Annotated in this window: 1 protein-coding gene; it reads right to left on the bottom strand. The window is 33.9% G+C overall.

Annotated elements, in window-relative coordinates:
• On the bottom strand, positions 1 to 870 hold an 870-nt coding region (locus tag INF61_RS22735; protein ID WP_305043926.1), incomplete at its 3' end, for an adenylate/guanylate cyclase domain-containing protein.
• Between the last annotated feature and the right edge of the window lie 53 nt (positions 871 to 923).

Raw genomic sequence — 923 nt, forward strand, 5'->3', positions numbered from 1 at the left:
ATAATCCTTAATAGTAAGCCCTAATTTATTAACTAAACTTTCCCCAAGCATTATAGAATTTTTGGGTGCCTTGTGCTGTAATTTAGATGCTATATCTACATAGAATGATGTAGCAGTTACTTCATTAATGCCAGGGATACCATAGTTCCCCCACAACACATAATCACTTTCACCGATATCTATGCCAATTCTAATACCAATATTCTCATCAGCGACTTCTTTAATTTGTGGAACAACGATTTCATTCATTACCTCAATAAAGTATGCTGCGCAGTTAATAGCATCAATAGCACTATTTTCTAATGTATTAAGGTTTTCATTTTCATTGCTTCGGAAGAAAGCCATAACAGCATCTCCCATAATTCTATGCACATGTCCATCAAATGCATTGATAGTCTCAATAAAACCGCTAATGATATTGTTTTTAAAAAGAAAAACATCAGATGGACTATATGAAAGACCAAGTTTAGTCGAGCCTATAATATCCATAAACATGGTAACCACATACCCAAATTGCGTTATATTATTTGTCTCCAAATTTTTAAAGTCAGGATGTGTTCCAATCGCAGGCTCTTCCTCTCGATCAGGCTTACCAAAAGCTTCTCTTAGCCCACGGACAGCGTCATAATCTCTTAGTGGCGTAATACCATTTCTTACGACGGCACTTTCCGAATTCACACTTTCATACAATGTTTTATTAAAACTTTCCAAAGAAATGTCATTTGCATCTTCCCACACTGGTTCTAAATTTTCCATCCCAGCAGAGTCGAAGGATTTTTTTGTGAAAAAATTATAACTATCACTCTTATTTCTTTTAGCTATACTTTCCATGTCAGAGTTTAAATTTTTATATAAATTCTTAATACTCATTTTGTTTTTCTTCCTATAAGCAGCAAGTAATAAATGACACATACCATGAATAC

This window comes from Enterobacter cloacae complex sp. P18RS, assembly GCF_014982105.1.
In the GTDB taxonomy this organism is placed as follows: domain Bacteria; phylum Pseudomonadota; class Gammaproteobacteria; order Enterobacterales; family Enterobacteriaceae; genus Enterobacter; species Enterobacter hormaechei_C.